We start from the raw sequence: 25487 nt of genomic DNA on the forward strand, positions 1-25487 counted from the left end.
GTAGGCGGGGTGAGGTTTAGATTTGATCTAATCCAGCTTTCTTAGAGGCTCGACAACACATCCCGTGCAGCTTCTAAGGTGCGATCGATATCGGCGTCGGTATGAGCTAAAGAAGTAAAGCCTGCTTCAAACTGGGAAGGAGCTAAGTATACGCCCCGCTCCAACATGCCGCGATGGAAACGGCTGAACTTGGTGAGGTCGCACTTCTTGGCATCTTCGTAATTGTGCACAGGCCCTTCGGTAAAGAAGAAACCGAACATGCCACTGATACTGCCGCCGCAAGCCGCATGACCTGTTTCTTTAGCGATTTGCAACAGACCTTCAACCAACTTCTTGGTGACGCGATCGAGATGCTCGTAACTGCCAGGTTGCCGTAATAGCTCCAAAGTTTTGATGCCAGCGGTCATGGCCAAAGGATTACCAGAAAGGGTGCCAGCTTGGTACATCGGGCCAGAAGGCGAAACCATCGCCATAATGTCGCGGCGACCTCCATAAGCCCCGACAGGTAGCCCCCCGCCAATCACTTTACCCATCGTGGTCAGGTCGGGAGTGATGCCGAATTTTTGCTGAGCACCACCGTAGGAAATCCGGAAGCCAGTCATGACTTCATCAAACACCAGCAAAGCCCCATGCTCTTGAGTAATCTCGCGTAAGCCAGCTAAGAAGCCAGCATCGGGAGGAATGAAGCCCGCATTGCCGACGACAGGCTCTAGAATCACCCCAGCAATTTGGTCGGGGTTCTCCGCGAACAATGCTTTTACGGCATCAAGGTCGTTGAAGGGAGCCGTCAAGGTGTTGGCAGTCGTGGACTTAGGTACGCCAGGGGAGTCAGGCAAGCCGAGGGTCGCAACACCCGAACCCGCCTTGACCAAGAACATATCGGCATGACCGTGGTAGCAGCCTTCAAACTTGACGATTTTCTCCCGTCCGGTGAAAGCCCGCATCAAGCGCAACACGGACATACAAGCTTCGGTACCAGAGTTGACGAAGCGTACCATTTCAACGCTGGGTACAGCATCAATGACCATCTCAGCCAGAATATTTTCTAGCGCTGAGGGTGCACCAAAACTCGTCCCTTTTTCGAGGACTTCATGCAGAGCTTTGTTCACTTCCGGATGGGAATGCCCACAAATGGCTGGCCCCCAGCTACCCACATAGTCAATGTACTGGTTTCCGTCTACGTCCCAAGCGTAGGCTCCCTGGACGCGATCGAAAACGATGGGCTGTCCACCCACGGATTTGAAGGCACGCACTGGAGAACTAACGCCCCCTGGCATCAATTTTTGAGCAGCTGCGAAGATTTCTTCTGATTTAGTGGTTTTAAGTGTCGTGACAACCAAGGTTCTCTCCTGATGTTTCTCTTAACTTTAAAGTCTGACTTGAAACTGAAGTTTTTTAGGGCGTAGAGCTAGAGAGGCAAAATCCACTCTCTCGGCTCAAAGACTGTTGGTTTGAACGCTTCAATATTTGCTGTCAGACAGGCGTAAGCTGCAATTCCAGAAGCTATGCTAGCCAATTATCCCATTTCTAGGAGCAGCAGGGTTGCTGGGTCATGAATCTGGGACTGAGCGTAAATGGTTCCGACGATCGCCCAAAGTTTTGATGGGGCTATTTGATGGAGCTAGCAGTTTGATCGCGATCGCGCAATGATATCTTAGACGGGTTAACCTTGCGCCAACCTCCGCTGGAACTGCTGAAGTTATGTCTGCTCCTGAATCGACTGCCTTTCGTCAAGCTATCCCTGTAGACCAAATTCGCTACAACGAGCAGGGGCTGGTGCCCGCCATTATCCAAGACTATTTGGATGGCACCGTGTTGATGATGGCTTGGATGAATCGGGAGTCCTTACAAAAAACCCTAGAGACGGGCGAAACCTGGTTTTGGAGCCGCTCGCGGGCTGAGTTTTGGCATAAAGGCGAAACCTCTGGTCACACTCAAAAGGTGCGATCGCTGCGTTACGACTGCGACAGTGATGCACTGTTAGTCAGCGTGGAGCAAATTGGCGATATTGCCTGCCACACCGGAGAGCGCAGTTGTTTCCATCAAGTCGATGGTGGCATCACTCCCCCACCCGCCGATACGCTGTCCCAAGTGTTTGGTGTGATTAGCGATCGCCGCGACAACCCCAGCCCTGACTCCTACACCTGCAAACTTCTGGCGGGTGGCGACAACAAAATTCTGAAGAAAATTGGTGAAGAATCAGCAGAAGTGGTGATGGCCTTTAAGGATGACGATGCCGAAGCGATCGCGGGTGAGGTAGCCGACTTGTTCTATCACACGCTGGTCGCTCTAGCCCACCACAAAGTAGACCTCAAAGCCGTATACCGCAAGCTCCAAGAACGTCGCCGTTAAGCACAAGACGCGGTAGGGGCAAAGCATTCAGCAATCAAGTCGGAGGCAAGATAATAAATCCCGACTGAATGCTTTGCCCAGTGCAACTTGCTGAGCAATTAAATTAGTTGTCTACGTTCAAATCCTAGGGTTTAGCATTTGGAGCAAGAGCTAACGGTTTTGTCTTCCCATCAGTACCAAATGCTAAACCCCTACATGCTGTCGAGGTCTTCAAGAAATTCTGAAATCGTTACAGCCCTGAATTATCCAGGTTGAGACATTAGGCGTTGCAAGGACTGCAAAATCCCTAACGCGATCGCAACACTCAAAGCCAAGCCTAACCAAAAACTGTAAGCCACAAACTTGGACTGATCGAGTGCCCAACCTCCCAGTGGCGGGCCGATAAAATAGCCGATCGCCCAGCATTGCGAATTAATTGAGAGATAGACACCGCGTAAAGATTCTGGTGCCAGATCTACTACCAATGAGGAAGCCGCAGGTGTGTAAGCTACATTGGCGATCGCCAGTACTGCCAAACTCAAGCTCGCCCACAACCATTGCCCACTGGACGTGACACCTGTAGCCCATACCAGGACAAAGCCCACCGCCCAAATCAAGGCCGAGATCATCAAAGCACGGGGACGGCTAAAGCGGTTCAGCCAGCGGGCAACAGGAAGTTGGCACAGTACTGATAAGACTAAGTGCCCTGTAAACAACGCGCTGATTTCTTTGGGCGCAAACCCTTGGCTCGCATTGCCAACTGAAACAAAGTTGCTAAAGTACAGCGGCATGGTGCTTTGGATTTGGGAGATATAGGTGGTGAACAGAATATTCACCAGTGCATAGACCAGCAAAGCCCGATCGCGTAGAGCTACGCCCCAGCCTTTTAGCCATTGCTGAGGCTCATTTTTGGGTTTCACAGTTTCAGCGATCGCTACATAAACCACACCCAAGAAGACCACAAAGGAAATGCCATCCAGGATAAATAACGTGCGATAAGCCCCCGTAGCACTGATCAACACTCCTCCAAGTACCACACCCAACCCTAAACCCAAGCTATCGGCCAACCGAGTCAAGGCGTAAGCTTCATTGCGTTGGTCTGGAGTGGTCAGATCGGCCACGACCGCTTCGGTGGCAGGCCAGTACAAGCCTAAGCCCAAGCCCATCAACAAGTTGCCGATGACAAAGATGGGAAAGTTGGTGGTCGCAGCCAAGACAAAAGAAGCGATCGCCGAAACCAACGCCGACAAAAGTAATGTGCGTCGTCGGCCCCAACTCGGAGAGTCGCTCAAGGAACCGCTCAAGAGCCGCCCCACAACCCCAGAAATGGAGGCACTGCCTAGCCCCAAACCGACGGCGACTGCGGACAAATGCACCTGATTAACAAAAAAAATGGGGGCGTAAAATAAGGTGAAGCCGCTGCCAATTTGAGAGAGCAATCGACCGAATACCAGAATCCAAACTTGGGGATTGAGCTGGGGTAGCCAAGAAAATCGAGAATTGATAGGAATTTCTCCCGTCAGTCAAACCTTCATCCAACCAATCTTAGCGATCGCAGCCTTCTAATCATGATTCTTCCTGAAGAGGAAGCGATTTCCAGCAAGCTCCCCTTAAACTTTTCATGGACTGACCGGAGCGTAAAGAAGCTGTGACACAATTTCTATTTGTAACCGACCTGGACAACACTCTGGTAGGAGATGCAGCCGCCCTTCAGGTGTTGAATCAGAAGCTAGCCCAGCATCGCCAAGAGCATGGCACCAAAATTGTTTATAGTACCGGGCGATCGCTGTCGTCTTACCAAGAACTCAAAGCCGAACAGCAATTGCTAGAGCCAGATGCCCTAGTTGTGGCGGTGGGCACCGAAATCTACTACAAGGGCAGTGAAACCCCAGACGCAACTTGGTCAGATAAACTTTCACACCAGTGGGATCGAGAGGTGGTAGTAGCAACGGGGGCGCATTTTGGCGATCTGGTGCCTCAGCCTGAGCCAGAACAGCGTCCCTTTAAGGTGAGTTATTTCTTGACGGAGAACGCCGCCGTTGAAGTTCTGCCCCAAATCGAAGCCTTGTTAAAGGAACGCGGCCTAGAAGTAAAGCTGATTTACAGCAGTGGCAAAGACTTCGATATTTTGCCTCACCAAGCCGATAAAGGGAGGGCAATGGCGTTCCTACGGCAAACCTGGGGGATTGACCCAGCCCAAACTGTGGTGTGTGGTGATTCTGGCAATGATTGCGCTTTGTTCTCGGTGGAGAAGGAACGAGGAATAATTGTCGGCAACGCCCAACCGGAAATGCTAGCGTGGCACGAAGCTAACCCCTTCGAGCATCACTATTTAGCCAAAGCCCACTGTGCGGGCGGTATTCTGGAAGGTCTGAACTACTTCGGCTTTCTCTAAACTTTCTCCCAATGATTGGTTATCTCCAAGGCACCGTTGCCAGCATTCAAAAAAATCCCAGCAATCGGGTCACACTCACCTTAGATGTCAACCAAGTGGGCTACGACATCCAAGTGGTTCCCCGTTTAATTCAACAGCTGCCTGATTTAGGCGAGCCTATTCAAGTTTTCACGCATTTACAGGTGCGAGAAGACCAAATGATTTTGTTTGGCTTTGGCACCGCCGCTGAGCGGGATTTATTTCGGCAATTGGTCAGCGTCAGTGGGATTGGCCCCCAACTAGCTGTGGCCTTGCTGGATAAAATGGGGCTGCAAGATTTGGTACAGGCGATCGTCTCTGGCAACACGAAAGCCTTAGCCCGTACCCCTGGTGTGGGCAACAAGACAGCGGAACGGATTGCCTTAGAACTAAAAACCAAGCTAGCCGAGTGGCGACAACATGCAGGCTTGTCCAGCTTGCCCTCGGCTGGTCCTACTGCCGAAATTCAAGAAGATGTGGAGATGACGCTGCTGGCTTTAGGCTATACCAACGACGAGATTACGCAAGCGCTCCAAGCGGTGGGGCAAAATAGCAGCTTGGCGAAAAACGCTGAACCAGACACCTGGATTCGAGAAGCGATCGCCTGGTTGAGCCAATAGAAAACCACTCTTCTGACCGCTTTCTGTGCTTCTGGAGACTGATGTGGTTGCTGAGCAGGAAAATTCACACTTGGTAATAGCGCTCTCAGCGATCGCAACTTCCGTTTTCTGAAGGACTGTTATGGCAAGCCCAATTGAGTTCAGCTTATTTGCTCCCCGTGTCGAAAAAGTGGCACTGATCGGAACGTTCTCAGACTGGCAAGAGACTCCGATGACCAAAGGAGAAGATGGCTACTATCGGGCATCGGTAGACCTAGAAGACGGAGTCTATCAGTATAAATTTCGCGTGATCTCCAAGACCGAGTCCCTGCTAGGCCAGTGGCTTGACGTGAATGATCCTTACGTCACCGAGATCGACCTCAACACTCAAAATGGCGTGATGCGGGTTAAGGATGGGGAAAAGGTCAGCACGTTTTACGAATGGCAGCACGATGATCAGCCTCTGCCTGCCAACGAAGAACTGATCATTTATGAGATGCACATCGCCGATTTCGTGGGTGAAATTGAAGGGGTCACGTTGGGGCAGTATTTTCTTGCGGCGATCGCGAAATTAGACTACTTGGTGGAGCTGGGCATTAACGCGATCGAACTGATGCCCGTGACGGAATACACCGGAAATTACCGCTGGGGCTATTTGGTGCGTTACTTCCTTGCCCCTGAGTCTAGTTACGGCAACCCAGAGGATTTGAAACGCTTTATTGATGAGTGCCATGCCCGAGGCATTCGAGTCTTGATCGATGGCATCTATAACCACTGCGATGGTGAAAGTCCGCTCCTCAAGATCGATCGCGACTACTGGTACTACCACGACATGCACTACCCGGACGACCCCGACAACTTCTGGGGGCCAGAGTTTAACTACGAGCAATACGACGAAACCCTAGATGTCAAACCAGCCTGGAAGTTTATTGGGGACGTGGTGCGCTATTGGGTGCAGGAGTACCACGTTGACGGCATTCGCTACGATGCGATTCGCCAACTGGGAAACTACGACTTTTTGCTCTGGCTGACCCAAGAAGCCACCAAAGCCGCAGGCAACAAACCCTTCTACAACATTGCCGAGCATATTCCAGAGGCCATTTGCGTTACAGAACCAGATGGGCCGTTTGAAGGCTGCTGGCACGAAAGCTTCCGCATCTTCGCGATCGAGCATATTTGCAGCGACAGGTTCGATATAGCCAAACTCAAGGAAGCACTTGACGGTAAGCTTCAAGGGTTTGCGAGTGCCACTTCGGTCGTCAACTATCTCGCCAGTCACGATCGCGAACGCACTTTGACCGAACTAGGCGATCGCGGCATTTTTGACCAAGCGGCTTTCCAACGCGCCAAGTTAGGAGCTGTCCTGCTCATGACCGCAATGGGCCTGCCGATGCTTTGGATGGGGGATGAATTTGGGGAGTACAAGCGCAAAACCGAAACCACAACCCAACCCAATAAGTTGCAATGGCATTTACTAGAGCAAGACGTTAACCAGGATTTGCTCAAGTATTACCAAAAGCTGATTACTTTACGAAAGAAAATTCCTGCCCTGAAAACCAATAATGTCAATTTCTTCTACGAACATATCGAGAATAAAGTTCTAGCTTATGTGCGCTGGAATGATATGGGTTCTAGGGTGGTAGTCGTCGCTAACTTCTCCGATCAGTCGTTTCCCGAATATCAAATTCCTCAGTTTCCAGAAGATGGGAATTGGTATGAATGGCTGAGCGATCGCCAATTTCAGGCAGAATCGGGTTGCCTCACCCTGGAACTCAAAGATCTTGAAGCAAAAGTATTGATTTATCAGCCATAAAAGCTGCCTTAAACAACTCGTCTCTGAAGCCTAAGAAGTCTATACAGTTACCTCTTAGGCTTTTTTAAGAACTCCATTTTCGGTGGCGCCCCTATCTAAAGGCATAAAACAAGGTAAATCAAGAACGTGATCATCCTTACTCTAGCGGGATGATTTAATTGAGCAAAAAGCTAGAGAATCGTCCTGTATTTTACTTACTCAACTTTCAAGAGCTTTATGTCAAGCCCTATTGAATTTAATTTATTTGCTCCCTATAACGAAGGTGCTGCCTTAGTTGGGTCTTTTTCCGATTGGCAAGAGATCCCAATGGAGAAAAGCAAAGATGGTTACTTCCGCACCAAAGTTGAATTAGAAGATGGGGTTTATCAATATAAATTTCGGGTGCAATCCAAGAGCTGGTTTTTTGAACCGGATCAATGGGTTGATGTAAACGATCCCTATGCCACAGATATCGATAACCCAACTCAAAATGGGGTGGTACGGATTAAAGATGGCGAAAGAATTGTTGATACTTATGTCTGGCAACATGATGACAAACCCTTGCCACCAGACCATGAGCTAGTCATCTATGAAATGCATGTGGGAGACTTTTCGGGTGGCGAAGATGATCCTTATGCCCGTGGTCAATATAAGCATGTAGTTGAGAAATTAGATTACCTGTGCGATCTAGGCATTAACGCGATCGAGCTGATGCCCGTAAAAGAATATCCCGGCGACCATAGCTGGGGCTACAACCCCCGTTATTTCTTCGCCACCGAATCTAGCTACGGCACCACCGATGGACTCAAGCGCCTGATCGATGAGTGCCATGCCCGTGGCATTCGCGTGATCATGGATGGGATCTACAACCACTCCGAAGCTGAAAGCCCTCTGACCCAAATCGATCACGACTATTGGTATCACAAAGAACCCCGTGACCCCGACAACAACTGGGGACCTGAGTTCAACTACGAGCACTACGACGAAAACCTAGATACCTATCCCGCCCGACGCTTTGCAGGCGACACGGTGCGCTTCTGGACGGAGGAATATCATATTGATGGCGTTCGCTACGATGCCGCTCGTCAAATTGCCAACTACGACTTTATGCACTGGTTGGTCCAAGAAGCAAAGCAATCCGCAGGCAGCAAGCCGTTTTACAACATTGCGGAACATATTCCAGAAAACCCCAGCATCACCAACATCGATGGCCCGATGGACGGTTGTTGGCACGACAGTTTCTACCACTGCGTCTTAGAGCATATTTGCGGCGATACTTTCGACCTAGAGCAGCTCAAAGATGTGATTGACGCGAGACGACAAGGCTTCATGGGAGCCACCAATATCGTCAACTACCTCACCAACCATGACCACAACCACATCATGGCCGAGTTGGGCGATCGCGAAATCTTTAATGAAGAAGCCTTCAAGCGCGCCAAACTAGGAGCTGCCCTGCTCATGACCGCAATGGGAGTGCCCCTAATTTGGATGGGTGAAGAATTTGGCGAGTACAAATATAAAACCGTAGACCAAGCCAAGATCGAGTGGCCTTTACTAGCAAACGATCTGAATCGGAACTTGTGGGATTACTACAAAGGCTTGATTCACCTCCGCAAAACCAATCACGCCCTCTATACCGAAAATGTCGATTTCTTCCACGAGAACCCAGAAGCCAAAGTTCTGGCCTATACCCGCTGGAACGATGAAGGCTCCAGAGTGGTCGTGGTTGCCAACTTCTCTGACGAATTTTTGGCAGGCTATCAAGTGCCCAACTTCCCAGCCAACGGCACTTGGCACGAGTGGACCAGAGACTATGACGTAGACTCAGGAGACCATAATCTTATTGTCGATCTGGGTAGCTACGAAGCCCAAATCTTTGTTTGGCAATCTTAATTGATTCAACAAAGCCAAACCTCACCCCGCCTCCGGCACCCCTCTTTCGCGGGAGAAGGGACGGGGGAGAGGTCAGTTCAGGTTAAAAATTCCGAAAGTTATTTGCTTCAAGTCAAGCTTGATTAAAGCAGGGAAACTGGACTTTCAAGTTTCACACTTGGGGTCCAGCATCCTTGTGGTAAGATGGTAGACTGCTGAACTTACGATTAGAAATTAACTGCATCCTATGGCCCTGCTGCAAGAGCGTAAGCACCAAATCATTGACGACTACCAGGTTCACGAGACCGACACTGGTTCTGCGGACGTCCAAGTTGCCATGCTCACAGAGCGCATCAATAAGCTAAGTGAGCACCTCAAGACCAACAAAAAAGACCACGCTTCTCGTCGTGGACTTCTAAAGATGATCGGTCATCGTAAGCAGTTACTCGCTTACATCCTGAAGCAAGATCAGGGGCGCTATAGAGCTTTGATCGGTCGGTTAGGCATTCGCGGTTAGAGGGTAAGCGGTTATGGCTCCTGAATCTGATGATCGAGCACGCCTACCCTTTGAACCCACTAAAAATCGTAAAAAAGCTGCAAAACCGGAGAACCCTACGCCACAAACTGTGGTGAAGCAAGAGAGTAAGCCTAAGGCCAATGCTCCAAAATCCTCTAATCAGGAAATGGCTATCCCCGATGCGGTGAGCAAGCGCATGGCTCGTCGCATGGCTTTCTTTTGTGGTATCCCTACGAGTTTAGGGATGGCCACATTTTTTGTGGCTTATTGGGTAGTCAGTCACGACTGGATTAAGCTGCCCAATGTGGCTGTGATACTGGTGAGTATGGGCTTTTTTGGTCTGGGAGTTTTAGGGCTTACCTACGGGGTGCTCTCAGCCTCCTGGGATGAAGAAACACCGGGTAGCTTATTAGGAGCCTCGGAGTTTGGTACCAATTGGGGCCGCATGACGGCGGCGTGGCGCGCTAATAAATAGCAGGAAGATTTGCCCTAGCTGCTTCCGACGAAATTTTCTGATAAATCGCTATCTTCATAAGCATGAGGACTTTTGCATGATTGTAGTCATGAAGAGCGGCTCTTCTGAAGCCGAGGTTGCTCGTGTGGTTCAAGAGCTAACGACTTGGGGGCTGACCCCAGAAAAGATCGTCGGGAAACATAAGGTGGTCTTGGGCCTCGTAGGTGAAACTGTTGACTTGGACCCATTGCAAATTCAAGAGATTAGCCCTGCGATTGAGCAGGTACTACGAGTAGAGCAGCCCTTTAAGCGAGCTAGCCGCGAATACCGTCACGGAGAAGCTAGCGATGTCGTAGTTTCTACGCCCAACGGCCCCATCCACTTCGGTGAGCATCACCCTGTTGTAGTGGTGGCTGGCCCTTGCTCCGTCGAAAACGAAGAAATGATTGTGGAAACGGCGCGGCGGGTAAAGGCGGCAGGCGCACATTTCCTCCGAGGTGGTGCTTACAAACCCCGGACTTCACCCTATGCGTTTCAAGGTCACGGGGAAAGTGCTTTGGGTCTCTTAGCCGCCGCTCGTGAAGCAACTGGCTTAGGAATTATTACCGAAGTCATGGACGCTGCTGATTTAGACAAAATTGCAGAAGTGGCAGATGTGGTGCAAGTGGGTGCCCGCAACATGCAAAACTTCTCTCTCTTGAAGAAAGTGGGGGCTCAAGATAAGCCTGTACTGCTGAAGCGGGGTATGTCAGCCACGATCGAAGAATGGCTGATGGCCGCTGAATATGTTTTGGCCGCAGGAAACCCCAACGTGATTCTCTGTGAACGTGGTATTCGCACGTTCGATCGCCAGTATGCCCGCAATACGTTGGATCTCTCTGTATTACCTGTGCTGCGATCGCTCACCCATCTCCCGATTATGATTGACCCCAGCCACGGCACAGGTAGAGCGGAGTATGTACCCTCAATGGCAATGGCAGCGATCGCAGGTGGCACAGACTCACTGATGATCGAAGTTCATCCAAATCCCAAGAAAGCGCTCTCGGATGGGCCTCAATCCCTTACCCCCGATCGCTTTGACCAATTGATGAAAGAACTGGCCGTAGTGGGTAATGCTATGAATCGTTGGCCCCAATCTGCGGCAGCGATCGCTTAAACATCATCCATTCAATGATGAAAGGAGAAGAGTGAATCCAAACCTCTTCTCCTTTTTTCAATTAATATTCTTGATCCAGAACCTGTTTCAGAGCAGTATCTAGTGCTGGAATTTTATTGGCGACAACATCCCACACAATGTCATAGTCAACGCCGAAGTAGTTGTGAATTAGGCGATCGCGCATCCCAGCCATTGCTCTCCACTCAATAGCAGGGTATTTCTGCCGTAAAGGCTCAGGAATTTGTTTTACTGCTTCACCAATTATTTCGATACTTCGAACAAAAGCCCGTTTGAGTGTTTCATCTTGCACAAAGGTTGCTTTGGCTAGACCCGCAGAGTTTGCCAAGATGTAAGTGGTTTCGTCGAGGATGTGCTGTAAATATTCACGGGCTGACAGAGACATACTCAACTTCTTCAAGAATGCGTGGGCCAATATAGGGGCTTAAAGACTCGACCGTAAGCAAGTCAACGGCTCGGCCAAAGAGGTCTTCTAGAAAAAAAGACAAGTGCATGAAGTTGTCAAATGTCTTTTGCTCTGGCTCAAAAATGACCAAAACATCAACATCACTTTGCTCATGGATAGCAGTATCTCGCACAAAGGAACCAAAAATACCGCAACGTTTAACACCAAAACGCTGTAATTCCTGTTGATGCTGCTTCAGAAGATCGAGCACCTGAGTTTTGGTCTGAACAGGCATTTTAGCTAATACTTACTTAGTGGGCGATCGCCATTATTATCTATAACAATTCGGTTCAGCGGTAGCAAACAGCCTTGAAGCCAGCATAAAAGGCTTCAGATGTCCAATGCAACCGACTAGTTACGCCGTGGCTAAGGCAAAATCTGTTTAACCTGGTCATGCCACTTCTGAAACCACTGATTTGGCAACTCGACTTTGGAGAAGCAAAGTGTCTGAAGCTGTTTCAGACTATAAGTATTTGAGAGATATAAATCCCACTGTGCTGACACCTCTTCTGCAACATCTGCAAATACCTTGAGAGCACTATCGTCCTCAATAGTCAAATCACCATACATCAATGCTGTATGAAAACGATCGCACCAATGAGCAATATCTTGATGTGTGTAAGTCGTGCTTTCCAAGCCAGCACCTTGAGCAAGCAGAGATGCAAAATTTTCTAGTGAAAATGTCAATGGAATTTCTTGCCATCCAGTCTCTGTCCAGCTGCCGACGTACTTGTTTCTACTCTTGTTTTTTCTAGGCTGGAAAACGTAGTTACTCATAGTGAATGATTTGACATAAATGATTAAGTTATCAAATTCTGACCTCAAGCAAGCAACTCTGCGAAGTTAGCTAATTAATAGGTAGGAGTAGCCTAACAATAGTTATGCTGAAAGGTTCTGTTGATCATCCTAGAACAGAGTGGATAGATAGGTGAAAAATTTTATGTCTTTGAGATGAATCAGAATTACAATTTCTATTCTGTTTATAGCAAGGCGATCGCTCTTTTTAAGTTAAGTCATGGTGAAAGCGATCGCCCTTACTCTAAGCTAATGGCTACATAATGTAACCAAGCTTGATTTGGAGCAGTAGATATAGCAATGACCTCAGAATCTCATGTTTTTCTTGCGGGTGCCAGCCGAGGGGTAGGGCGAGAAATCGCTCGTTGTTTAGTCGAACAAGGCATCAAAGTCACAGCACTGTTGCGATCTGAAGCGGCTCGTCCAGAGTTAGAAGCGATGGGCATTACAGTAGTGCTGGGTGACGCTCTTAACCTAGCTGACGTAGAACAGGCAATGCAGGGAACTCCCATACAAGCTGTAATTAGTACTGTTGGTGGGTTGCCCAAGGATGGAGAACGAGCCGATTATTTGGGTAACAAAAACCTAGTCGATGCCGCCGTGAAAGCGGGAGCCCAAAAGTTTATCTTAGTGTCATCTATTGGCAGCGGGGACAGTATCGTGGCACTCTCACCCCAAGCCCTAGAAACCTTGAAACCCGTATTAATCGAAAAAGAGAAAGCAGAGCAGCACTTAATAGAGAGCGGTTTGACGTGCACCATCGTTCGGCCTGGTGGCTTAAAGTCCGAACCTGCGACTGGAAACGCAGTATTGACAGAAGATCCTAAAGTGTCGGGTATGATTCATCGGGCTGACGTGGCGGATCTAGTGTGCCAGTGTCTCCCATCCGATCGCGCTAACAACAAAATCCTCTCCGCGATCGATCGCCAAATGTTATTTGTCCCGGTTGAGTTTACTGAATTTTCTCTCAACTAAATCCTAAAAGTTCCCAGCAGGGCGATCGCAGTCTATCCTTACCATGTCACGACTCCCTCTTTTTGCTGCTACCCTGCGGGAACACTTTCATCCCTCATCCTACGCTTCGCAAACGGCAAAGCCGAACATCTCTCATTCTTCCTCCTTTCCCCCTCTCTCCTCACCCCTCACCCCTTACTCCTCTCTCCTCACTTTTCATCCCTCATCTTTCATCCCTCATCCTTCCCCATTCTCCCTTCCGTTCCTGCCGAATCGGGATCTCAATAATGAACTCTGTACCCTGACCAACTTGAGAAACACAGCGCAGTGAACCGCCATGTTTTTCGGTCACAATTTGGTAACTGATGGACATGCCTAGGCCCGTTCCCCTACCAATTGGCTTAGTGGTAAAGAAGGGGTCAAACAATCGATGCTGAACGGTTTCAGACATCCCTGGCCCATTGTCGGCGATCGTAATTCTTACCCGTTCGGGATGGAGTTCTTCAGTCTGAATGCAGATCTGACTAGGATGCTGTGCGATGTCTTGGGGAGAGCGTTGTTGATCTCGTTCTTCAATGGCATCAATTGCATTGCTCAAGATATTCATAAAGACTTGGTTGAGCTGGCCCACATAGCACTCAACCCCAGGCACCTGTCCATAATCTTTAACCAATTTAATAGCTGGATGCTCATGCCCTGCCTTCAGCCGATGCTGCAAGATCATCAACGTGCTGTCGATCCCTTCATGCAGATCCACTTCTTTCATCTCGGATTCATCCATGCGTGAGAAGTTGCGCAAGGAGACCACAATTTGACGAATGCGATCGGCTCCTACTTTCATAGAAGATAGCAACTTGGGCAAATCTGTCATGAGAAAATCGAGATCGATCGCTTCCACTTCCGCCGCCACTGCTGCGGCAGGTTGAGGATAATGCTGCTGATAGAGCTGTAGTAAACCTAAGAGGTCTTGAGTATATTCATTGGCATGTTTCAGGTTGCCATAAATGAAATTCACCGGGTTGTTGATCTCATGAGCCACCCCTGCTACAAGTTGTCCTAAGCTTGACATTTTTTCGCTTTGGATAATCTGAGTTTGCGTCTGCTTAAGTTCCCGAAGCGTTGATTCTAATTCCTGAGCCTTTTCTCGTAGCTGGGTTTCAGACTGGCGTAAGGCAGTTTCTGTTTGCTTTCGCTTGATACCAAGGGCAACTTCTTGGGATACAAATGCCAGAGCGTCTAGAGTGGAAGGCTTGAGGGGTTGACAGGTAAACATAGCCATCACCCCCAAGAGTTGATCTCCTGCCAAGAGTGGATAGCCTGCAAAAGCCTCTATGCCCTCTCTTTTGGCCCAAGCTTTGTCTCCCACCCGTGAGTCATCTAGGACTGTATTCGTTAAGTGGGGCTGGCGTTCTGCCGCGATCAGGCCAATCTTCAACTGACCCACAGGAACGCGAGCATGGGGTCCATTTAGATGTGTATAGAGACCAGAGCTAGCTTGCAACTCCAACACATCTGTTTCGGAGTTGAGTAGCCAAACGCGAGCAAATGCCGCATCTAAATGGTCTACCATTGCGTCAGTGCAGTGCTTTAACATGCCTGGAAGGTCGTCGCTGCGGGTCAGAGAAGCGTCCACATCAGCTCGGAAGGCTGCTAGACGGACTTGATCCATCAGTGCTTGTTCGGCTTGCTTCGCTTCGCTAATGTCTCGTGCTACCCACAACACAGATTGTTCGCTCAAGGCAACCAGTGTGGCATCAAACCAAATCAGTTGATCCTCCACAGGTAAACTGTACTCAACCTTGACAGCGGCTTGTGTCGTTAGAGCTTGCTGAATGTGTTGCAAGAAAAAGTCTGCTGCGGCTACAGGCAATACCTCATGCATGGTCTTGCCCACCAAATCGATTGAGGGGCGGTATAGGAGAGGAGCGCAACTCGGTGCAATTTTTAGATAACGGCCCTCAGCATTCATCACTAAAATCACATCTTGCATGGCCCCAAATAGAGTCATTAATTCTGCTTGAGTCATGCTTAATGCGGCTTCGGCCCGAGAGCGTTTGTCTTCGATACCCTCGAATTCGGCAGTGAGTTGATGGGCTGTGAGGTCTTGAGTAACTTGAGCAACCCCTTGGAGTTGTCCGTTGATATCAAATAGCGCGGTTACTACCACACTGGCCCAATATCGAGAGCCACCTTTACGAATCCGCCACCCTTCTTCTACACAACAGCCTTGAGCGATCGCGGTTGCCAAAATTTGGCTAGGTTTGCCTTGCTCCACATCCTCAGCCGGAAAAAAGCTAGAGAAATGCTGCCCAATTACTTCTTCTGGCTGGTAAGCTTCTAAGTTCTGAAGCCCTGCACTCCAACTGCAAACATATCCGTCAGGGTCGAGAATCATGGTTTCGCCATCTTGCATGCGCCCTAGAGAGCGGGTGGAGCCTGACTTATGAGGCTGGCAAGAAGTCGCTACTAGTGGGTGGTGCATAGGTGCTGCTTGAGAAGCTAATTTTGGGCAGCATCAGCTTCCTAAACTTTTAAGGTTGCCAAAAATTTGGGCAGAAATGCTGACACTAAACCTAAGGCTTCCCAAGCTAGCCATGACTTTTCTAAGACTGTTCACGGAATCTGCATCAGCTAGTTGGCGCTGCTTTATTAGTAATATTGCTGAGTTCAACCCAGTTTTACCTCAAGTCAAAACCGGGGAATTGGGTAAAAAAAGCCTAATTGGAATTGAATCGCTTAACCCAGCGTTGCTGAATTGCAAAGTCTAGCGTGAAACGAGCGATCGCAAATAAGCACACACTTTCGATCGCCAGCAGACCAAACGGCCAGAGTGTCCCTTGCAGGCTAAACCCCACATCAACCTGCGCTAAACCCCGGACTAAACCAAAAGCCAAGACTGCCCCCGACTTGAGGTGAGGATTTTGGTCTTCGCGGATGACGTAGCGATAGGTAACCCCAAACAAAAAACCAGCTAGAATCGCGATCGCGCCACTCATGAGCAAATTAGCGTCGATGCTGACGATTTGTAGACTAGCAAAACTAGCAAACTGGATCGCCAAAACTTGACTGTTGACTAAGGCGATCGCCGCAAAAGCAACACATACAGACAAAGCGGCTAAGGTTCCTGCCTTGAGCGATTCAATGCGTTCTGCTAAATTCAGCTCGAAAGACCCGTTTACCATGCGCAATTTTGCTCAATCCTGTCAAGGCGCGATTGTATCAGGTTGAGCCGCCCGATAGATAAATTTGAAATTAATTGTCAGGGTTGAGTTGAGTAAGCCTGCGGGCAAAATGGGTCTGATATTTTTGGGCCAGGTTCATGAGTGAGTGCCTGGATTGCTCAAGTTTTGAACTATCATAAGGGTCGGAGTAGTTTCATAGGCTGGTCTTTAACAATATGGATATTCTGACGCTAGGCTGGGTTTCTCTCCTCGCTGTCTTCACCTTTTCGATCTCAATGGTAATTTGGGGCCGCAACGGGTTTTAGGCTCTCCCCCCATCCCCTCTTTCTAGGGCCACCGTGTATACACAGCAGTCCCTAGGGAGAGAGGGACCACAGATCGGTTGAGGTCAAGCCTCAGTCAACTACCTTAAAAGTTGCTTGCTTCACGTATCCAAGCATTTTTTAAGAGCAAAACTATTTCGTCCCTGAGTAGTCTCATTCAAATCATTCAAAAGTTATTGTGGAAGCTACTATTTCTAACGTCCTAGTTATTGCTGCGTTCGGACTGCTGATTACCGTCACCGGGGGCATTGCCTACCTAACCGCAGTCGAGTGGCGCGATCGCCGTCGGCGGGAGCTAGAGCAGCGGGAAGTAGTACCCGGTCGGGTTCGTCGTGAGCAAGAGCAACAGGAAAAATCCCGCGATCGCACTCGACGTGAAAAAGACAAACGCGAAAAAGACAAACGTGAAAAGACGCAAGGCCGCCGCTCTAAAAAATCTTAGTAGAGGGTGATCAATCCTGGAGAAGGGCGCAACCACTCACCGAAACACAAAAGCATTAAAAGCTAAAAGAGAGGATACATCCATGATTAGATGTGTCCTCTCTAGTTTTTGACAGAGCAAAGATTGGCAGATGCAGAAGCAGAGTCTAGAGATCAATCCGACGGATCACTGAACCTTGTAAGTTGTCCAGCAAGTCCATCCGTAAAGGAGCAGTCGCGATCGCATCTGTAGCCCAGTCGGCAGGCCGTAAGCGAGCTGCTTTGCCAGCTTCTAGCGTAATGTTTGGCCGCACTGTCGCTGCTTCTTGATTGGAGCCAGATTGTACCTTCAGCTCAAATCTAGTATCCGGTCCAGCATTCTCTAGTAGCAGTTCTTGCCCGCCGTCCGCTAAACGAGCTTTAATTGCTTGCCCAGGAGTCATCGTCAGGTTGTTCAACTCAAATCGCTTGATCTGGGCTACATCCCCTTCTGCCCAACCTACCAACTCCAGGTTGGCTTGCTTGGCTGCACCCGTAGTCGCTGTCGCCAGAGAGATAGTTGGATCAGAAGATCCCATGCGTTCTACCGTAATCACGTCTGTAGCACTACTGGTGTTGGGTACTAGAGCCGTGGCAGACATGACCGCAGACCGCATCGCCCAGCGATATTGTCCACCTTGCCGTCCGGCGATTTCTTGTCGAATGGTGTCAGCATCACCACGTTTGTAGTACAGTTCGGGCAACTGCTGAAACGTCAAGTTGACGGCCTCAAAAAGGGCTGGGTCAATTCCCATCGTCCGCAGCAGGGGAACTCTTGCCAAGTCAGGAATGCGAGCATTTTGATCTTGACGAATTTGTTGCCACTGAGTCGGAACTGCGCCCAAATTCGGTTCATAGAAGGTACGACCGACATTGTCCGTGATTTGTTGCGTTTCCCCATCGTCACCCAGCAAGATCAAGGCGCCTGCCGTTAGGAGAGCGAAAACCTCCCAGAATGGTGTCCGAGGATGATGGCACAACTGATTGAAAGGAATGGCATACATCCGCCCACCTGACCAAGCACCACCCAACCAAATCTTACTACTACTAAATTGATAACGGAACGTATTATTCGTGGGATTGATTTCGATGCGGCAGTGGGGGTCGTCGTCGCCGTAGCGAGCTGCTGGACGGTTAGGGTCAGCAATTTTGATCACCCAGCGGTTGGGGTTGAGATCGTCCCAATCGTAGGGTCGCACCACATGACCGCCCAGCTTAAGGGATTCTGGCGTCACGACCATCACGGGGTAATCGCCTCGGTAGTGAGCGTCACGACTTTCTCGAAAGGCTCGTACTGGGTCGTGAGTATGCCCCGCAATAAATTTGCCCAAGAACCAATCAAGTAAACCACCGCTGACCTGGTAGCCATGCTTGAGGTTGATTTCGTTAATAATTTCGCGATCGCTCGGCTTATTAGGGTCAGGTTTGGAGCCATCTTGCGGGCCAAAGCGAGAAATCGGTTCTGCATAGATCGAACGGTTCACCTGAGCATACACAGACTCCAGGCACATGCCAAAGCAGTTACCCCCCGCTGCAAGCTTCTTATAAACCAGTTCATAAAAAGCTCGGTTGAAAGGATGCCAAAACCAAGATTCATCTTCTGCGACATCTCGAAAAGTCTGGGCGTACTGACTGCGGGACAACTCTGCCGTACTGAAGTTAGCAAAGGGCCAGAAGAGTTGCTGCCGAAACTTAGTAGGGTCGTAGGGCATGGGGTCGCGGAACTTATAGACCGCTAGAAAATTTCCTCGCCAGTGGGTGGCATCCTCGCTTAAGCCCCAGAGGTTATCGATGGTATAGCGCTCCTGTACCGTACCCAGGCGATCGTCGCCATCGAAGGGGCGGCCAGAGTCCGAATCCCAACCATCCAGCCGCACATTAACGACTAAATCTCCTCGAATGACAGGCACTCGAATAAAGACACGATCGATTTCTTCATCCGCACCATAGTCACCACTGGATGGCATCCGAGTGTTGAGGCGTTGGCCTGTAGAAGCACTAACGTCCACATAAACATATACATCTTGCGCTCCCCCCGCGCCATCACTCCCCTTAGAGCCAAAGCGATCCATATAGAACTCTAAGGAGAAAATCGCTCTAGTTCCGGCGTAGGCACCACCACCATGCCAAACGAGAACCCCTTTCTCAAAGTTGTTGAAGCGGCCTCCAGAGGTAGGCGTGCTGGTTTCACCAGAGGTGGGAAAACCTAAAGCTCCAGTTGCACCGCCGTACTGGTTTTCCCAGGCATCTCGAATGGCTCCGTAGACCTCCCAAGCCCCGGTGCCACCACTCCAGTAAATCGTGCCCCCCTGGAAACGGTTAAACCGCCCGACTTGGGTACTACCTTTCATCACAGCCATCTCGTCGGTGAGGGGATAGCCAAGAAATCCACCTGCACCCCCTAACAGCAACCAGCGATCGCGAATCGCTCCATAAATCGCTCTGGCTCCCGTGTCTCCGCGCCAATAGAGGTCGCCGCCATCAAAGCGCGATCGCCGCCCACCATTGGGTGCTTCCTCCTCATCGGATAAAGGCAAACCGAGGAAACCCTTGACATCATCAAACTCCCGGTAGCGACCGTAGATCATGCCGTAAACCACAAAGGCTTGACCACTGCCACGCACCACAATCATGCCGCGCTCGAAGTAAATGGCTTGACCGCCATCCCGAGTTCCAAAATAATCATGGGTTGGATAGCCAATATAACTTTGGACACCATTGCCAGCCAGCGCCACCCATTTGTTATAGAGGGCACGAGACAAAATCCGGGCACCATAAGCGGCTGAGTAAAAAATGACGGCCTGCTTAAATTCTTGGTAGGTTCCCTTACCATCGGGTGTGGGTTGAGGCTTAGAAGTGGGGTTGCCAAGGGTGCCAGCACCACCTGCTGCTTTCCACTTGCGACCAATTGGGCTTTCTTCATCCACAGTTGGAATGAGGAGAGAAAAGTTGAAATCTGGGCGAATGGTTCTGGCAACACCCAGCGCTTCAGGACTAACTTTAGTAAATTCAATGCTTTGCATAAATGGGCTCCTTAGATAAAAGCCTAGGGCTGCCATTCTGCTTGACACACGCCCTAAACTTTCATTGATCTCTAGTCACCACCATGCCTCACCTTTGAAGCGACCTGTGCTACCCCTTGGGGTACTGTTGCAGCAATAGCTCAGCTTAAATTTAGATCAGCAATTTACCATAGCCGTCTTAAATCGTTTGTGAGATTAGCGGGTTGTGATCTACAGAACTTCTACTTGTGATCTATGCGACGACGAGAGAATTTTGATTGTGATACCGTAATGGCACTTATGTAGTGAAGCGATCCCAAGAGGTAATTTTTTACACATAAAATCTAGGGCGATCGCGGTCAAGCAGCAATTTTTGGGAAGTCTAAAGTAATCTCCGGCGTAAAGTCACCTCTATGAGTATTTTCTTATCCTTGGCAATGCTGGTAGTGATCTTAGTTTTGGGTGAGTCTCCGGGTGCGGCTTTGGCAATGGGTTTGAGTGTTTGTACAGCCGCGATCGCCATTCGCTATGTGGCGCTAGATTAAACGGAGCATGGGCGACTCTGCGGTTCTCTTACTTTATAGGGATGTATAATCCCTGCCAGAAAGGATGCTTAGAATGTAAGACTAAGCGGGCAGGAGCGCTGGTATGGAAGCGTTACATCGAGTTGCCAAAAAAGTTTCTGACACGATTTGGGAGATCCCAGTTTCTTATAAAGAAGGTATGCGGGTGCCTGCCCGAATCTACGCCACCGACAAACTGATTGAAGACATAGACGAAGGGGTGATTGACCAAATCACTAACGTCGCCACATTACCAGGCATTACCCAATACGCGCTTTGTATGCCTGATGGCCATTTTGGGTATGGCTTCCCCATTGGGGGAGTCGCCGCGATGGATGTTGAGCAGGGAGGGGTAATTTCTCCAGGTGGCATTGGCTTTGACATTAATTGCGGGATGCGCCTGGTGACTACCAACCTCACCTATAAAGAAGTCAAGCCACATATCAAACAACTTGTAGACAAGCTCTATCAAAAAGTACCTGCGGGGGTGGGTAGTAAAGGGTTTGTCAAACTGTCCCGCAATGACTTCCGGCAAGTGCTGCAACAGGGGGCGCGTTGGTGTGTGGATAACGGCTACGGTTGGGAAACTGACCTCGAACTTATGGAAGAAAACGGTTGTCTCGCAGGAGCCAATCCTGACAAAGTGAGTGAGAAGGCGATCGATCGCGGCTTTAACCAAATTGGAACGTTGGGTTCTGGCAACCACTACCTAGAAATTCAAGTTGCCAAACGAGAAAATATTTACGACCGAGAGTTAGCGCGAGCCTTTGGCATTACCATCCCCGATCAAGTGGTGATCATGTTTCACTGTGGTAGCCGAGGCTTTGGGCACCAAGTCGCCACGGATTATTTGCAAGTCTTCCTGAAGGTGATGGAAAGCAAGTATGGCATTAAAGTGCTGGATCGAGAACTTGCTTGCGCTCCCTTCGACTCTCCCGAAGGCCAAGCTTACTTTGCTGCTATGCAGTGTGGCATCAACATGTCCTTCGCCAATCGCCAGGTGATTCTGCATCGCATTCGGGAAGTTTTCTCGGACGTATTTGGTCGCTCCGCCGAAGACCTCGAATTGGAGATGGTCTACGATGTCGCTCACAACACCGCCAAGCTAGAACAACATATTGTAGATGGTCAAGCGCGATCGCTCCTCGTCCATCGCAAAGGAGCAACTCGTGCCTTTGGGCCTGACATGACCGATGTCCCCGAAGCCTACAAAGTATTTGGTCAACCCGTGATTATTGGCGGCAGTATGGAAACGGGTTCCTACTTATTAGTCGGAGTACCCACAGGGGACCAAACTTTTTTCAGTACCGCTCATGGCAGTGGCCGCAAGATGAGCCGAGCCAAAGCCCGCAAAACCTGGCGCGGTGATGTTCTACAAAAGGAAATGCTGTCCAAAGGCATTTATGTCCGCAGCACTTCTGCATCCGGTTTAGCTGAAGAAGCAGGCGGTGCTTACAAGAATGTAGATGATGTGATCGAAGCAGCCGAACTCGCTGGAATTAGTAAACGGGTGGCCCGCCTAACTCCGATCGGCAACATTAAGGGTTGATGGCGGAACCTAACCCCCAGCCCCTTCCCTACAAGGGAAGGGGAGCCAGAGATTCCATCGGCAAAGGGCAATATTAAACCCATGACAACGCGCACCCCCCTAACCCTGATTACAGGCCCCCTCGGTAGTGGCAAAACTACATTGCTACGCCATATTCTCGCTACGGTATCGCAGAAGATTGCGATTCTGATGAATGAGTTTGGTGAGATTGCGATCGATGCCAAAGTGATTCAAGGCCAGAACGTGAGCATGGCTGACCTAGGCGGGGGGTGCGTTTGCTGTTCGCTCTTGGGTGAGTTTGAAGCGGCTGTAAATGAGATTATTGAAACCGTCAATCCAGATCTAATCGTGGTAGAAACCACTGGGCTAGCGGAACCGGATGCGCTGGTGTTTGACATTCAAGAGAGCATTCCTCAGGTGCGCTTAGATGGTGTAGTGACCGTGATTGATGCGGATGGTTTGGTTCAATATCCGCAAGTGGGGCATACCGGGCGGATTCAGATTGAGTCAGCCGATGCCATTTTGCTCAACAAGGTGGATTTAGTAGCGGAGAGTGAACTGGAAGCGATCGCCACTAAACTCCACCACTTTAATGAAACGGCTCCTATCTTTCAGACACAGCGTGGTCAGATTGATCCAGCCTTATTGTTTGGGATTGCCAAAGCTGAGCGATCGCTCCAACCACCCCATCACATCCATCAGCCAGAGTTTGACTCCTTCAGTTACACCTCGCCTGCCACCTTCGATCGCACCTGTTTTGAAGAATTTGCGGATAGTCTAGCGCCAACGGTCTACCGAGCTAAAGGTTTTGTACGCTTTGTAGATGATATTTATCTATTTAACTTTGTAGCGGGTCGCTGGGACTTTGAACCCTTTGAGCAAGAAACGACAGAGCTAGTCTTTATTGGTAAACAGGTGAATGAACACCAAGCAGAAATTCTGACTCGTCTCAAAGCCTGTGAGCACTAAGGCAAATCGTATCCTTATGAATAGCATGAGCCAAAATCGATTGGTTAAACTCTAGGCTGGGCTGTTGCTACTGACAGTCTGTTCAAAAGGACGGAGGTTAGAGCATTTTGGAAGTTGCCCTCTCTCAACTCCGGAACTATGGTAGCGCTGTGTTGCTGGTTGCGATCGCCTCACTACTAATTCTGCTAGCCCCCGACTCGACAATTGCAGAAAGTCCTTGGCTGATCGGTTTTGCTCCGGTCATTTTGAGTGCAAGATATGGGGGTCTAGGGCCAGGTCTCCTCGCTACAGTGCTAGCTGGTTTTGCTTGTGCCTACGGCCTGCCGTCATTCAACGGTGCGATCGCTTTTGTGCCAAGTGACCTAGTTGCGCTAGGGATATTTGGGCTAGAAGGCCTCTTGATCAGTGCGTTTCTCCATAAGCTCCATACGACTCTACCCCAACAGCAGCGGGGGCCATATTCCGAGCCGCAATTAAGAGCTATTTTAGACAATGCTCCAGTGGGACTGTATGTCGTAGGCAGTTCTAGCTATGAGTTTGTCAACCAGTACTTGTGCTCTTGGTTAGGGCTGACTTCAGAACAAATTTCGGGTAGTGGTTGGATAGATAGCATTCATCCAGACGACAGAGAATGGGTGGTGCATGCGACTACAGCAAGCCTGACAGGAGGCCATGCCTTTGAAGCCGAGTATCGGATTCTAGACCAAAGTGGCACAAGCTATTGGATCTTAGATCGGGCTGTCCCAGTGCGAGATCAAGCAGGTCAACTACTGTTCTTCCAAGGGTCTTGTGTAGATATCACCGCCCGCAAGCAGGCTGAGGAGTGTTTACAGACATTGGCAAACCAATTGCAAGAGCGAACCGCAGAGCTTTCTGCTGCACGAGCCCACACTCAAGCCATTCTGGACTACACCCCCGCCATCATCTACATCATTGATACCGATGGCTATATGAGGTTTGCCAACGCTGAATGGTATCGGATCTTTGGAGCCGTACTCGGAAACCCCATTGAAGGTCGCAATCTCTATGATTTTTTGCCTCCGGAAGCAGCGGCTGTGTTCTTTCGTGAGAATGAAGAGCTTTTTAACTCAGCCAAGGTCATGACGTTTGAGAATGATATGACCCTACCCGATGGCGTTCATAGTTTTATCCGCATTAAGTTTCCGCTTCAGGACGCCAACGGAGAAGTTTACGCCTTCTGTGGAGTCTCACTTGATATCACCGAGCGCAAGCAAGCCGAAGCCCAATTGCAAGCTCTCACGCGCCAATTACAAGCGCAAAATGAACAATTGACAGAAGTATCGCGTTTGAAGTCAGAATTTCTCACCAATATGTCGCATGAGTTGCGCACGCCTCTCACTTCGATCCTAGGCTTCTCCAGCGTTTTGCTACAAAAGAATTTTGGGCCGTTGAATCCTAAACAAGAGCAGTATTTATCCCTGGTTCATTCTAGTGGCGAACATTTACTCACGCTGATCAATGATTTGTTAGATCTAGCCAAAATAGAAGCAGGCAGACTAGAGCTTTATGTGGAGGAGCTCAATCTTGCAGCATTATGCCAAGCCGCTCTAGAAATGGTGCAGGTGCGAGCATTGAGTAAACAGCAGCAGTTATCTCAAGAACTCCCCCTAGCTTGTGAATTTATCCTAGGCGATCGCCAACGCATTTTGCAGGTGTTGCTGAACTATCTATCCAACGCTATCAAGTTCACGCCATCAGGCGGCACCATTACGCTAAAGACTCAACTTGCGACTGCTGTGGAGTTACAGAGCCTCAATGTGTTGGAGTCAGAGGGAGATGTGGCTTTGAGTGGTGTCTCTCCTTCTATGTTTGTAGGTTTATCAGTGAGTGATACAGGGATTGGTGTCCCGCTCGAAGATCAACATTTACTGTTCCAAACTTTTCAGCAAGTGGATGGAACGACCGATCGCCAGCATGAGGGAACAGGCTTGGGTTTAGCGCTGACCAAGCGTTTAGTCGAGTTACATGGAGGCAGGGTCTCGTTTACCTCCACCTGTGGAGTTGGCAGCACTTTCTCCGCTTGGTTTCCCTTACTTGAGACCAGCGTAGAACCAGTTTAGATCTGCAAATATA

General features: G+C 49.5%; 22 protein-coding genes. 14 read left to right on the forward strand and 8 right to left on the reverse strand.

What is annotated here, in order from left to right; all coding sequences use genetic code 11:
* Positions 1–41: 41 nt before the first annotated feature.
* On the reverse strand, positions 42–1340 hold the full coding sequence (hemL, locus tag KME12_18180) for a glutamate-1-semialdehyde 2,1-aminomutase (protein MBW4489714.1): 1299 nt from the start codon (positions 1338–1340) through the stop codon (positions 42–44).
* Positions 1341–1701: 361 nt separating this feature from the next.
* Between hemL and KME12_18185 the strand changes: the two genes are divergently transcribed.
* Positions 1702–2352, forward strand: a complete 651-nt coding sequence (locus KME12_18185) for a bifunctional phosphoribosyl-AMP cyclohydrolase/phosphoribosyl-ATP diphosphatase HisIE (protein MBW4489715.1) — start codon at positions 1702–1704, stop codon at positions 2350–2352.
* Between the two features lie 242 nt (positions 2353–2594).
* Here the strand turns inward: KME12_18185 and KME12_18190 are convergent, their stop codons facing one another.
* Complete coding sequence (locus tag KME12_18190; GenBank protein ID MBW4489716.1) at positions 2595–3770, reverse strand: MFS transporter; 1176 nt, start codon at positions 3768–3770, stop codon at positions 2595–2597.
* Between the two features lie 209 nt (positions 3771–3979).
* Here KME12_18190 and KME12_18195 point away from each other — a divergent pair, with 209 nt between their 5' ends.
* The 7 genes from KME12_18195 (at position 3980) to aroF (ending at position 11134) form a co-directional block, all read left to right on the forward strand.
* Complete coding sequence (locus KME12_18195; GenBank protein MBW4489717.1) at positions 3980–4726, forward strand: sucrose-phosphate phosphatase; 747 nt, start codon at positions 3980–3982, stop codon at positions 4724–4726.
* An 11-nt stretch (positions 4727–4737) separates the two neighbouring features.
* Entirely contained in the window at positions 4738–5364 is a 627-nt protein-coding gene (gene ruvA / locus KME12_18200; GenBank protein ID MBW4489718.1) for a Holliday junction branch migration protein RuvA, read from the forward strand.
* Between the two features lie 121 nt (positions 5365–5485).
* The gene (locus tag KME12_18205) at positions 5486–7156 is read left to right on the forward strand and encodes an alpha amylase C-terminal domain-containing protein (protein MBW4489719.1); all 1671 of its coding nucleotides are present in this window, start codon (positions 5486–5488) and stop codon (positions 7154–7156) included.
* 216 nt (positions 7157–7372) lie between these two features.
* Complete coding sequence (locus KME12_18210; GenBank protein ID MBW4489720.1) at positions 7373–9028, forward strand: alpha amylase C-terminal domain-containing protein; 1656 nt, start codon at positions 7373–7375, stop codon at positions 9026–9028.
* A gap of 226 nt (positions 9029–9254) precedes the next feature.
* Positions 9255–9524: a 30S ribosomal protein S15 gene (rpsO, locus tag KME12_18215; protein ID MBW4489721.1), complete on the forward strand. Its 270-nt coding sequence runs from the start codon at positions 9255–9257 to the stop codon at positions 9522–9524.
* 13 nt (positions 9525–9537) lie between these two features.
* On the forward strand, positions 9538–9999 hold the full coding sequence (locus KME12_18220) for a PAM68 family protein (GenBank protein ID MBW4489722.1): 462 nt from the start codon (positions 9538–9540) through the stop codon (positions 9997–9999).
* 76 nt (positions 10000–10075) lie between these two features.
* A complete protein-coding gene (gene aroF / locus KME12_18225; GenBank protein ID MBW4489723.1) occupies positions 10076–11134 on the forward strand; it encodes a 3-deoxy-7-phosphoheptulonate synthase in 1059 nt (352 codons plus the stop codon).
* A gap of 61 nt (positions 11135–11195) precedes the next feature.
* Here aroF and KME12_18230 read toward each other — a convergent pair whose 3' ends face one another.
* The 3 genes from KME12_18230 to KME12_18240 form a co-directional block, all read right to left on the reverse strand.
* A complete protein-coding gene (locus tag KME12_18230; protein MBW4489724.1) occupies positions 11196–11537 on the reverse strand; it encodes a DUF86 domain-containing protein in 342 nt (113 codons plus the stop codon).
* Positions 11518–11832 (reverse strand): nucleotidyltransferase family protein, encoded by a 315-nt coding sequence (locus KME12_18235; protein ID MBW4489725.1) that lies wholly within the window; start codon positions 11830–11832, stop codon positions 11518–11520. Before KME12_18235 ends, KME12_18230 begins: the two co-directional genes overlap by 20 nt.
* A 131-nt stretch (positions 11833–11963) precedes the next feature.
* Entirely contained in the window at positions 11964–12374 is a 411-nt protein-coding gene (locus KME12_18240; GenBank protein MBW4489726.1) for a hypothetical protein, read from the reverse strand.
* Between the two features lie 318 nt (positions 12375–12692).
* Between KME12_18240 and KME12_18245 the strand changes: the two genes are divergently transcribed.
* Entirely contained in the window at positions 12693–13367 is a 675-nt protein-coding gene (locus KME12_18245) for an SDR family oxidoreductase (protein ID MBW4489727.1), read from the forward strand.
* A 202-nt stretch (positions 13368–13569) separates the two neighbouring features.
* On the opposite strand, the gene KME12_18250 is transcribed toward KME12_18245, so the two are convergent.
* Positions 13570–15828 carry a PAS domain-containing protein gene (locus KME12_18250; protein MBW4489728.1) on the reverse strand — a complete coding sequence of 753 codons (2259 nt, stop codon included), beginning with the start codon at positions 15826–15828 and terminating at the stop codon, positions 13570–13572.
* A 235-nt stretch (positions 15829–16063) separates the two neighbouring features.
* Entirely contained in the window at positions 16064–16528 is a 465-nt protein-coding gene (locus KME12_18255; GenBank protein MBW4489729.1) for a hypothetical protein, read from the reverse strand.
* Between the two features lie 215 nt (positions 16529–16743).
* Between KME12_18255 and petN the strand changes: the two genes are divergently transcribed.
* Both petN and KME12_18265 read left to right on the forward strand, forming a co-directional pair.
* The gene (petN, locus tag KME12_18260) at positions 16744–16833 is read left to right on the forward strand and encodes a cytochrome b6-f complex subunit PetN (protein MBW4489730.1); all 90 of its coding nucleotides are present in this window, start codon (positions 16744–16746) and stop codon (positions 16831–16833) included.
* A gap of 196 nt (positions 16834–17029) precedes the next feature.
* Positions 17030–17293, forward strand: a complete 264-nt coding sequence (locus tag KME12_18265) for a hypothetical protein (GenBank protein MBW4489731.1) — start codon at positions 17030–17032, stop codon at positions 17291–17293.
* Between the two features lie 145 nt (positions 17294–17438).
* Here KME12_18265 and KME12_18270 read toward each other — a convergent pair whose 3' ends face one another.
* Positions 17439–20333 (reverse strand): hypothetical protein, encoded by a 2895-nt coding sequence (locus KME12_18270; protein MBW4489732.1) that lies wholly within the window; start codon positions 20331–20333, stop codon positions 17439–17441.
* 627 nt (positions 20334–20960) lie between these two features.
* On the opposite strand from KME12_18270, the gene KME12_18275 reads away from it, so the two are divergent.
* From KME12_18275 to KME12_18285, 3 genes are all read left to right on the forward strand, one after another.
* Entirely contained in the window at positions 20961–22424 is a 1464-nt protein-coding gene (locus tag KME12_18275; GenBank protein MBW4489733.1) for an RtcB family protein, read from the forward strand.
* An 81-nt stretch (positions 22425–22505) separates the two neighbouring features.
* Complete coding sequence (locus tag KME12_18280) at positions 22506–23393, forward strand: GTP-binding protein (protein ID MBW4489734.1); 888 nt, start codon at positions 22506–22508, stop codon at positions 23391–23393.
* 107 nt (positions 23394–23500) lie between these two features.
* On the forward strand, positions 23501–25474 hold the full coding sequence (locus KME12_18285) for a PAS domain S-box protein (protein ID MBW4489735.1): 1974 nt from the start codon (positions 23501–23503) through the stop codon (positions 25472–25474).
* The last annotated feature ends 13 nt before the right edge of the window (positions 25475–25487 follow it).

Source organism: Trichocoleus desertorum ATA4-8-CV12 (assembly GCA_019358975.1).
GTDB lineage: Bacteria > Cyanobacteriota > Cyanobacteriia > FACHB-46 > FACHB-46 > Trichocoleus > Trichocoleus desertorum_A.